Source organism: Shewanella pneumatophori (genome assembly GCF_023283895.1).
Lineage (GTDB): Bacteria > Pseudomonadota > Gammaproteobacteria > Enterobacterales > Shewanellaceae > Shewanella > Shewanella pneumatophori.
The window spans coordinates 18066-29085 of record NZ_JAKILB010000009.1 but is presented as its reverse complement, the minus strand read 5'-3'; the positions used below and the strand labels follow the sequence as shown (position 1 = coordinate 29085).

7 protein-coding genes are annotated in these 11020 nt (G+C 41.4%); 4 read left to right on the top strand and 3 right to left on the bottom strand.

Features of this window, described 5'->3' with window-relative positions; all coding sequences use genetic code 11:
- Window positions 1-369 precede the first annotated feature (369 nt).
- A complete protein-coding gene (locus L2740_RS14550) occupies window positions 370-1077 on the top strand; it encodes a DUF445 domain-containing protein (protein WP_248950860.1) in 708 nt (235 codons plus the stop codon).
- Window positions 1078-1245: 168 nt separating this feature from the next.
- Window positions 1246-1590 (top strand): 5-carboxymethyl-2-hydroxymuconate Delta-isomerase, encoded by a 345-nt coding sequence (locus tag L2740_RS14545; protein ID WP_248950859.1) that lies wholly within the window; start codon window positions 1246-1248, stop codon window positions 1588-1590.
- Window positions 1591-1679: 89 nt separating this feature from the next.
- On the opposite strand, the gene asnB is transcribed toward L2740_RS14545, so the two are convergent.
- The 3 genes from asnB to L2740_RS14530 form a co-directional block, all read right to left on the bottom strand.
- Entirely contained in the window at window positions 1680-3344 is a 1665-nt protein-coding gene (gene asnB / locus L2740_RS14540) for an asparagine synthase B (protein ID WP_248950858.1), read from the bottom strand.
- 486 nt (window positions 3345-3830) lie between these two features.
- Window positions 3831-5477, bottom strand: a complete 1647-nt coding sequence (locus L2740_RS14535; RefSeq protein ID WP_248950857.1) for a M28 family metallopeptidase — start codon at window positions 5475-5477, stop codon at window positions 3831-3833.
- Window positions 5478-5628: 151 nt separating this feature from the next.
- Window positions 5629-6375, bottom strand: coding sequence for an HAD-IIA family hydrolase (locus L2740_RS14530; RefSeq protein ID WP_248950856.1), 747 nt, complete (start codon window positions 6373-6375; stop codon window positions 5629-5631).
- 327 nt (window positions 6376-6702) lie between these two features.
- Between L2740_RS14530 and L2740_RS14525 the strand changes: the two genes are divergently transcribed.
- The gene (locus L2740_RS14525; protein ID WP_248950855.1) at window positions 6703-8670 is read left to right on the top strand and encodes a diguanylate cyclase; all 1968 of its coding nucleotides are present in this window, start codon (window positions 6703-6705) and stop codon (window positions 8668-8670) included.
- A gap of 170 nt (window positions 8671-8840) precedes the next feature.
- On the top strand, window positions 8841-10982 hold the full coding sequence (locus L2740_RS14520; protein ID WP_248950854.1) for a TonB-dependent receptor: 2142 nt from the start codon (window positions 8841-8843) through the stop codon (window positions 10980-10982).
- The last annotated feature ends 38 nt before the right edge of the window (window positions 10983-11020 follow it).

The following is an 11020-nucleotide window of genomic DNA, read 5'->3' as shown; positions in this document are numbered from 1 at the left end:
ACAACTTCTGTTAACAGTTGATCATCGTACTACTTATTTTAGCGTCATTATCAAGTAAATGAGTCCGGTATCATAATGTTTTTTGCTAAATTGACCGAAATCGTTAACCAATGAAAACACTTGTTACAAAAGGCGTTTTATTGTTCAGCTTGTTTGCAAAGCAAAATGATTCTTATGTATTGATTAGGTTATTTGACGATTTCAGAAGCAATATAAAGTTACGATAGCGGGACATTGATAACGGCGATAAAACAAGATGATCAAGCCTAGCGCACAGAATCTTGAGGGTAAGCGAATATCGACTATTGCTTAGTGTCTTTCTAGATTGATACCATAGCGCGTTTTCAATCATGCTTTTGGGGAATTAGCTTGAATAAAAGTGTTATTACCAATCTGATCGCGGCTATTTTAGTTGCTGTTGGTTACTTGTTTGCTTTGCCAATCGTGTTAACTGTTGGCTTGTTTGCGCTATCTGGTGCTGTCACCAACTGGCTGGCAATCCATATGCTGTTTGAAAAGGTTCCAGGCTTATATGGCTCTGGCGTAATCCCTTCACGTTTTGAAGAGTTTAAAGCAGCAATTGCTAACCTGATGATGAAGCAGTTTTTTACCGAAGAGAATATCGATCGATTTCTATCGGGTGAAGGTGGAGTTGAAAAGCAACTTAACTTGCAGCCAGTAATTGATAATATTGATTTATCGCCTGCATTTGACGCATTAGTTAAAACGGTTGAACAATCATCACTCGGTGGTATGTTGGCTATGTTTGGTGGTAGCGATGCCATTACGCCGCTGCGTGAGCCTTTTATTGAGAAAATGAAAACCTCATTAAGTGAAATTGCGCAAAGCGATGATTTCTATGCACTGGTTAAAGCCGAACTTGAGCAGCCAAATATGATTGCTGATATGCGCGCTAAAGTGGAAGAGATTGTTACTCAGAGACTTAATGAGCTAACACCGCAGCTTGTTAAAGAGATCGTACAAGAGATGATCCGTGAACATTTGGGCTGGCTTGTTGTATGGGGTGGCGTGTTTGGTGGCTTAATTGGTTTAGCGGCAGCGCTTATTCAAGCGTGATAAATTAATGCGAGTTTCGCGTTATTGAAAGGGGAGCTTAGGCTTCCCTTTTTTATTGGCTTTAACCCATTTATTTACATCAACTCTAAAACATGCAATAGCTGTACGATTAATACCCGTTGGGTTATGGTTTAGTCATTTCACTGTTATGTAAAACAAGGGCAAGTTATGCCACATTGCACCATTGAATATTCGGCACCCTTAGCTCAGCAGCTCTCTATTGAAGCGTTAGTCACGGCAAGCCACAGAGGGTTAATTGAGTCAGAGTTGTTTGAGCCTAAAGCGATAAAAACTCGAGCACACGCTTGTGATTATTATCAAGTTGGCGAAGACGTAAACAATCACTTTATTCATTTAAATATCGCGATAATGCCCGGGCGAACGGATGAGCAAAAAGCGCTTCTACTTGAGCGAGTCTATGATGCTATCGCACTAATTACCGCCACGGTTTCAAGTGTCACTATTGAAATTGTAGATATTAAACAGCAACACTATTTTAAAGCTCTGAATTAGATTGGCGTTTAGTTTCACATATACAAAAGCCACTCAGTAGAGTGGCTTTTTGTTTAGTTATACTAGTGCGTTAAGCGTTTTCTAAGACGTTAGTATGCGCTGTCATGAACTGACTGCACTGCACGGCCTGATGGGTCGATAATGCCTTGTAAACTCTCATCCCATGCTAATGCTTCAGGTGTTGAGCAGGCTACTGACTTACCACCTGGCACTGTTTCTGCTGCACTTGGTAGCGGGAACAATTCTTCAAAGAAAGTACGGTAAAAATACGCTTCTTTGGTTTCAGGTGTGTTGTATGGGAATCTAAATTTCGCGTTTGCCAACTTTAAATCATCTACTTGTTCAGCGGCATGGTCTTTTAGGCCATCAATCCAAGAGTAACCCACGCCATCGCTAAATTGCTCTTTTTGGCGCCATGCCACTTCTTTTGGCAATTTATGCTCAAAAGCTTCACGTAAAATGTGTTTCTCGATTTTGCCGTTTTTAGACATTTTAGCTTCTGGGTTAGTACGCATGGCCACGTCCATAAACTCTTTATCTAAAAACGGTACGCGAGCTTCTAGTCCCCATGCTGCCATGGCTTTGTTGGCACGTAGACAGTCAAATAGGTGTAACTTATCTAGCTTGCGTACCAGCTCTTCATGGAATGCTTGTGCGTTTGGCGCTTTGTGGAAGTATAAGTAACCGCCAAATAGCTCGTCAGCACCTTCGCCCGACAATACCATTTTAATGCCCATAGCTTTGATTTTTCTAGCCATTAAGTACATAGGTGTTGCTGCACGAATGGTGGTGACATCGTATGTTTCTAAGTGATAAATCACATCTTTAATCGCATCAATACCGTCTTGGAAGGTAAAAGTGATTTCATGATGAATAGTGCCAATTGCATCGGCTACTTTTTGCGCGGCAATGAGGTCTGGTGCGCCTTCAAGTCCCACTGCAAATGAGTGCAGCTGTGGCCACCATGCATTGCTTTCACCATCATCTTCGATACGGCGTTTAGCAAATGTTTGCGTAATCGCTGAGATGACTGATGAGTCAAGTCCGCCTGACAAAAGCACGCCATAAGGTACATCAGACATTAATTGGCGTTTTACTGCCGCTTCTAGTGCTTCACGCACATCTTCTGCACTTGCAGGGTTATCTTGCACTGCAGCAAACTCGCGCCAATCACGTTGATAGTAATGAGTGAGCTCACCTTGTTCACTTGAAAGGTAATGGCCAGGAGTAAAGGTTTCTACGGTTTTACAAACTGGCATTAATGCTTTCATTTCTGATGCGACATAGAAGTTACCTTCTGCGTCACGGCCAGTATATAGCGGGATAATGCCCATGTGATCTCGGCCAACTAAATAAGTATCTTTGGCTTTATCGTAAAGTACGAACGCGAAAATGCCGTTAAGTTTATCGAGGAACTCGGTGCCGTATTCTTGGTATAGCGCCAAAATGACTTCACAATCTGAGTTAGTTTGGTAGCTGTACTTTTCGCCTAGCTCGGCTTTTAGCTCTTTATGGTTGTAGATCTCACCGTTTACGGCTAACACGATAGAGCCATCTTGGCTCAATAGTGGTTGAGCGCCGTGCTCAATATCAACAATCGCTAAGCGCTCGTGGGCCAAAATCGCTTTATCGCTGCTGTAAATGCCAGACCAATCCGGGCCGCGATGACGCAGTAACTTAGACATTTCAAGAGCGACTTGACGCAGTGGCGTAGCATCTGACTGGATATCTAAAATTGCAAAAATTGAACACATAGGTCACTCCAAAAAAATTCTGTCTTAATCTCAATTGCCTATTACTGTGCCATTGAATATTTAATAATACAAACCGGTTTGTGATGATTTGTCGGTATTTGGGTCTTTTTACTGGTGTTTTGTTCATTGAATTATTTTTTAAAATGATGATTAAATAATTTTTATGTTGTTTTGGTGAGAATTGTTTGGTTACACAGTGGAATATGGCGCAGTGACTGGATAATCTATAACGAGATGTGAATAATCATTTTTTTCAGTTTTTACTGAAAAAGTTTGTTTTAACAGATTAATCGGTAAGCTATTGCCAGTGATATGGCATAAAGTACGGATATTTGTGGATTATTGCAAAAGCTTACGCGAACGTAAGATAGCGACGTAAATAGGTGAGTAGTTAACAGATAGGCTCAGCTAAAGGCTGAATTTATGCTAAAAAAAAGCCGACAAGTGGGTAGCAAGCCGGCTAGTTGGAAACGTGATAATAGCGTTTTATTGCATCGCATCAGCCTTAGCTGGACGCAATGCGTTAAATTCGGTGCCTTTATAATATCCAGGCCAATCGTTGTTATTACCAAGTGTAGCAGCTGCTTGATAAAAAATGGCGAGATCTTCTAGCGCACCAGAAAGATCCCAGTCTTCACGATATTCATCACACACATTATGGTAGCAACCTTTCATTTTAATCTGCATTGCCGCTTTATATTGGGCTGTAGCTTCATCTACTGGCTCACTGCCACCGCCAGCAAAAATAGCAGGTACGCCTTTTTTGGCAAAGCTGAAATGATCTGAGCGGAAAAAGCCGCCAGCTTCAGGATACTTTTCACTTTTTGCGGTACGGTTTTGGCTTTTTAGCGCATCAATAAGGTAGTTCTCAAGCTCTGATTTACCTTTACCAATAATGGTGTAATCTAAAGTGCGGCCATAGACGTTAGTGCTATCGAGGTTAAACACAGCGACTGTTTTATCAAGCGGGTAGATTGGATCTGCCGCGTAATAGCGTGAGCCGAGTAAACCTTGTTCCTCACCGGTTGTGGCGATAAAGGTGAGTGAGCGAGCAAGCGGCTTGCCCTTATTGGCTTGGTCGGCAAACTGGCGTGCAATTTCTAAAATACCTGCAGTGCCAGAGGCGTTATCGAGTGCGCCATTATAAATTTGGTCACCCTGTTTATTGGGATCAATGCCGATGTGGTCCCAGTGCGCAGTAAATAACAGCTGCTCGTCAGGGCGGGTACTGCCAGGTAGAGTCGCAACAACATTATAGCTATTGCTATACTGGGCTTTGTTTGCGAATGCAATTGACGCGTTTTGATTTAATGCAAGGTTAATCGGGCTCGCGGCGGCGCGATCAACAACGGTTGATAAAGAAAGTCCTGCTTTAGTAAATAGCTGCTCTGCGATGTTGTAAGTCATCCAACCTTCAACTTTAACACGCTTAGATTGTTGCTCTGTGTTGGCTAAATCTTGTTGAGCGCCAGTCCAGCTATTTTCAACAACAGACCAAGGGTATGAGGCGGGCTTGGTGTCGTGAATAATAATCGCCCCTAAGGCACCTTGGCGACTTGCTTCTTCAAACTTGTAGCTCCAGCGGCCGTAATAAGTCATTGCCTTGCCGTTAAACTTACCTGAGTCGGGCAGCGCAAAACCGGGATCGTTGACTAAGATCACCGCTATTTTCCCTGCCATATCTAGGTCTTGATAATCGTTCCACTGATATTCAGGTGCATTAATGCCGTATCCAACAAACACTAGCGGCGCATTATTAATATCAATATTGGCGAGATCATGACGGCTGCTTAGCACTATGTCTTGACGATATTTAACGGCTAAGTCACCTAATTGGATCTGTTGTTGCTCTGAGGGTGTGTAAGTCACCATAGGTACGGCTTGCAAATAGTCTTTACCGTTAGGCTTTTTGAGGCCCATTGCAGAAAACGCTTCACTTAAATAGGTTAGGGTAAGTTCTTCGCCTTTGGTGGTCGGTGCTCGCCCTTCAAATTCGTCAGATGAGAGAATTTTTATGTCTTGTCGGAAGCGATTTTCGTCAAAACTAACTTCTGTGGTGTCATTGATGTTACTTGGGTGTTGGCTGCAAGCACTTAACATTGCTAATGCGCAAGCCGACAAAATTGTCCGCATAGTAAGGTCCTATTATTGTTATTTTAGACATTCTGCTGTTGCTTTGTTCATGATGGAGGAAAATAACCCTCTATGGCAAGAGGGCTGGGAGATGAATATGTTACTTAATATTGCGTCTATTTAAGAGTTTGAAATTAAAAAGCAAGATTTATCAAACAACGTCGATGTCACCCGCGCAATTAAAGATATGGTTCGGCCTAAAAGGTTCTTTTTCTATATCAGCTAATGAACTAACACCGCTGGTGACTAGAATCGTCTCTAAGCCTGATTGAAAACCAGCGAGTATGTCGGTTCGCATATTATCGCCAATAATTACCGTATTGTCTGAGTGGCCACCAATATGATTTAGCGCTGAGCGAATGATCCATGAACTTGGCTTACCCACATAAAATGGCTTTTTACCACTAATGCGTTCAATCGGGGCACATAATGCGCCGCATGCAGGGCTAAAAGCTGGGCCATGGCTATCGGGATTCGTTGCAATAAAGCGTGCCCCTTCACTAACAAACTTGGCTGCTTTATGGATCATGTCCCAATTATAGGAGCGGGTTTCACCGACTATCACGAAATCAGGATTGATATCAGTGATGGTGAACCCTGCTTTATATAATTCGTGGGTTAGTGCTCCTTCGCCAATCACAAAGGCTTTGGTGCCATGTTGATGTTTAAGAAAATCAGCCGTCGCCATCGCTGAGGTATAAAAGCATTCTTCGGGAATATTTATCCCGGCTGCACCGAGGCGGTTTTGTAGATCTTTTCCGGTTTGCACTGGATAGTTTGTGAGTACAACCAGAGGATTACCTTGCTCAAGCACACGGTGTATAAATTTGTCGCTTCCAGGAATAAGCTGATTGTTATGCAGCAGGACACCATCGATATCGCAAATAATATTTTTCATTAGGCTTTCTTAGCTCACTTTAGCTGGTCGAATAGTTAATCTTTATCTAATGCTAAATAGAACTGAAAAACAATGGCTATTAAGTTAAATATCGAACAGGAAGTGGTTTGTTTCTCTACTCTCTAACGGCAATACGGCTGAATTGTAGTCATGTGTATATTCTCATAGTAACATTTGTATTGACCTGAATTATTTTTCAGATATTGTGTCGTTAACTCCTTTATTAATAATAAGATACAGTCGTTAATAGAATTTTTAGCTGCATTTCAGCAGTGATTTTTGTGACGTTTACGGCTCTACTCTTACTTCTCTGTTAGCGATATTGTCATGGATAAGATAATTTCATTCATTTTTTTGTTTGTGACTTCAGTTAGCTGTCACGCTGCAAGTACTGTTGAGTTTTCCCCTTTTGATACCATCGAAGAATTTCCTAATGGTGAGCAAATAATTCAACTATTAGATGATAAGAATATTGTTGCGGCTCGTAAACGAGAGCGATTACATCAGCTTATTTCCCAACAACAAATAGAGGCATCTGCTTTTTATGGTTTTGCTTATTATCGTATTTTGCACGATATCGAACTATCTAACAGCTCTCCTAAGTTAGCTGAACAAGCTATAGTTGACCTGTTAGAAGCAGGCAAATATCACCAACAAGATTGGTTAATCGCAGAAGCGCAAATGTGGCTAGCAACTTTTGCTGCTCGAGAAGGCCATTATGAGGATGGTTTAACTTTAGTTGAGGATTCGATTACATTATCGAAACAGGCTAACTTTGTTCATTTAACTGCTCGTGGTTACAATACCAAGGCCGCTCTCTATTTCTTCCAAGATCAGTACTACTTCGCTTTAGAGTATTATCTAAAAGCCCTCGATATTTTTATGGCTCACCCTGAAGATCCATATGTCAGTAAAGTTTTATCAAATGTTTCGTTAATTTATCTTGAAATTGAAGAGTGGGATAAAGCCTGGGAGTCAAACGTTAATGCACTTTCCCATGTTGAGCAGCATGGAGGCGATTATGAGCAAATTAGTGCGTTTAATAATAATGCTGCATTTATTTTAGAGCGGCTTGGTCGCGTTAACGAAAGTAAACCTTATCTTATTGAGGCACAAAAAAGTGCCGACAAGAGTGGTGAGTTACGGGTTCAATTCAATGTAATGACTGCTTGGTTACACTATTATTTATCTTCCGAGCAGTATGAAAATGCTACTGCTGAGGCTAATGAATGTATTGCGCGATCTTCGGAATTAGCATATCGGGTTATTGAAGCAGATTGTAGTCGAATGTTGGCTAAAGCCCTGATAAAGCTTGATGAGATAGATACAGCTCTGGAGACATTAAATAAAACCAAACTGCTGTATGAACAAATAGGTACCCAAGCCTCTCATGCAGATATGTTTAATAACTACGCTTTGGCATATGAGGCATTAGGCGAGTTTAAAATAGCGCTTGAATATCAGCGTAAAGCGAATGAAGCGGAAAAAGCGCTGTTATTTGATAAGCGCGGCAAAATGTTACTTAATTTAAGCGAAACTTATAAAGAGAAATATCGCTTACAAGAGGTGGCGTTATTGACGGCTGAAAACGATGCTCATGAAGCGCGTCTGGCGGAGCAGGATATTAGAGAGAAGTTTTTATGTTTCTTTATACTTGTTGCAATCATCTCTATATCGCTATTGATTAAGAAGCGTTACTGGCTAGAAAATGATAATAAAAACCTACAATCATCGAATCTTGAGCTCTATAAACAATCTAATATCGATACATTAACGGGTTTGTATAATCGTCGTTATTTTCTCGATTTCCTAGCTCAGCAGCAGTCAGCAGGCCAAAGTACACAAATGTGTTTAGCCATTATCGATGTTGATCATTTTAAAGCGGTGAATGATAACTATGGTCACGACATCGGTGATGAAGTACTTGTACAAGTCGGTAGTATTATTCAAAAAAATATTCGTGAACAAGATTTGTTAGTTCGCTGGGGCGGTGAAGAGTTCGTTCTTTCCTTAAGTTGGCCAACATCAGCTGCGCCAGTGAGTTTAGCAGAGCTTCAAAACCGTTTTGAAAGAGTACGCCAAGCAATTGCAAATGCTCCGATTGTTGCTGGCTCGCAGAGTTTAAACCTTACAGTTTCTATTGGTGTGGGTAAGCGCCTCAATGCGTCGTTACTCAAAGATTGCTGGCAGGAAGTGTTGGAGGGGGCTGATAAAGCGCTTTATCGCGCGAAAGCCCTAGGCCGAGATAAAGTTGTGCTAGTAGAGCAAGTTGAACATGCGGGGAGAGCGGGTTGATTTTGCGCTAGATAATGACGCTGCTTACAATCCATTGTTATTGTTAATTGTGGCGTAGGCTTATTGTTTACTAATATTAAATTGTAATGTTTGTAAATATATTAGTGTATAGTTGCGATCTATAAGTAAATGTAAATAATGTCCATTCTCATTTATTTATGGAAAGACAAGTGAAGCTAAGTACCGTAGGAGTCGCAGTATTGAGTGCTTTGGTAAGCACAACAGTTACCGCAGAACAAAATCAGCAGGTCGCTAATCAATCAGATGATATTGAACATATCATTGTTACCGCCTCGCCGTTTGCGCAAAAGTTAAGCGATACGCCTAATTCCGTTTTTATTGTCTCAGAAGAAGATTTAGATCTGCAGCGTGTGGTTGCACGGAATTTGTCTGAGATGATCTCTAATTTAGTGCCAGGTTTTTCACCTAGTACAGAAACAATGTCGACATTTGGTCAAAACTTTCGTGGTGGTAAAGCGATAGTGATGATTGATGGTGTCCTGATTTCGACAACCTTACGAGCTGGTGGCCGTGATCTACAATCAATCTCCGTTGATGTGATTGAAAGTATCGAGGTGATTAAAGGTGCGAGTGCTATGCACGGCAATGGCGAAGCTGGCGCAATTATTAATGTGATCACCAAAAAGCCAAGTGTGAATTTTGAAATGCAAACTCGAGTGGGGGTTGAAGCATTTGCAGATGAACTTTCGGACGCCGGTTATAGTATTTCGCAGAGCTTTTCTGGCACTACTGATTCAGATCTTGGTTACTTACTTAATTTGTCGGGTAAAGACCGCGGTAATCTTTATGATTCAAATGGTGATCAATTACCGGGCGCGCCGAATAATCAAGGCGGCATGGGCGATGCCGATGAATATGACGTGCTACTTAAGCTAGAGCAGGAGTTTGAATCAAGCCGCTTAGCTATGCTAGCTCATCATTATTATATCGAAAATAAGTTGCACTATAAGCGCACTGTCAATGAAGAAAACGGTCTAATTGAGATAGATAAAAGTGAGCCATACGTTGGACCTAATCCGTTCACTAAATTGAGTACGGTGCAGCTGACTTACGATAAAAATGACTTTTTTAGCCAGCAATTAAGCTTGTCTGCCTATTACAGCAAAGTAAATGTAGGCTATGAGTCGGCATCTGAGATTGTCTCAACACGCAGTGGCTTTAAAGCGGCTATGCAGTGGACGATTAATGATAGAAGCCGCCTAGCTTATGGTTTTGAATACGGCAAAGATAATACTGAACAAGGCCGAGATCGTGACGTGCTTACAGGTATCGATGCGGATGGAAATCCAATTACCCAGTCTCAATATATTTGTTCGGTATGTGATTTAACTGAAACTAAATTAAGCCCATTTGCACAATATTGGAATCAAGTGACCGATGAGTTAACCCTGCAAGTGGGTTTGCGTTATGAGAACTTTGAAATCGAAGTGCATGACTATATGCGCTATAGCCGAGGTTTACTGAGCGCTAAACAAGGCGATACGCTTAAGTATGACAAACCTCTGGTGAACTTAGGTCTTGTTTATAATATTGCAGCAAGTACCGATATTTTTGTCAGTTACTCCCAGGGTTATTCTCACGCCGATATGCGTATGCTACGTGACATGCCGGTTGATAGTGTTGCCGAGTTTGCTGACGAGATCCCTGCTACACAAACCAATTATTATGAAACAGGCTTGCGTTACAGTGATGACAGCTTACAAGGCAGCTTATCTTTCTTCTATTCAGACATTAAAGATGGTTATGCCTACGATTATAATGTCGATTCACAAGCGGATAAGCGTGTTGCTGCAGTCATAGTTGCTGATGAAGAAGTTTGGGGATTTGAAGCGACACTGGATTATCAAATTAACCAAGAGATTAAATTCGGTACCAGTGTGTCTATGTCAGAAGGTAAGCGCACCAATAGTGAAACAGGTGATGATTACTGGATGAACGGTACGCGCATTACGCCAATTAAAGCGTCAATATATGGCGATTACCGCTTTAATGATATCGCCTCACTTCGTTTGCAAGCAAATTATGTGGGTGATAGAGATAAACACGATCGTGAGAGTGATGCGGGTTATAGCTTTTATGAGTCGCCTTACGACGGCTACACTTTAGTTGATTTAGTCTCAACTTTTGATACTGATTTTGGTCGCTTTACTTTCGGTATAGATAACTTACTTGATGAAGACTACCAGCCGCTTGTTTCACAAATGAATAAAGAGGTTATTTGGGAAACCTATCGTAGCCAATTCTCGGGTTACGGGCGCCGTTTGGCATTGGAATATAGTATTAATTACTAATTTATTACGCTATTGATAGAGTGGTTAGCCGCTTTCAA

Excerpts from the sequence above, each read along its gene's own strand:
- L2740_RS14545 (WP_248950859.1), top strand. The coding sequence starts at position 1,246 with ATGCCACATTGCACCATTGAATATTCGGCACCCTTAGCTCAGCAGCTC.
- asnB (WP_248950858.1), bottom strand. The coding sequence starts at position 3,344 with ATGTGTTCAATTTTTGCAATTTTAGATATCCAGTCAGATGCTACGCCA.
- L2740_RS14535 (WP_248950857.1), bottom strand. The coding sequence starts at position 5,477 with ATGCGGACAATTTTGTCGGCTTGCGCATTAGCAATGTTAAGTGCTTGC.
- L2740_RS14530 (WP_248950856.1), bottom strand. The coding sequence starts at position 6,375 with ATGAAAAATATTATTTGCGATATCGATGGTGTCCTGCTGCATAACAAT.
- L2740_RS14525 (WP_248950855.1), top strand. The coding sequence starts at position 6,703 with ATGGATAAGATAATTTCATTCATTTTTTTGTTTGTGACTTCAGTTAGC.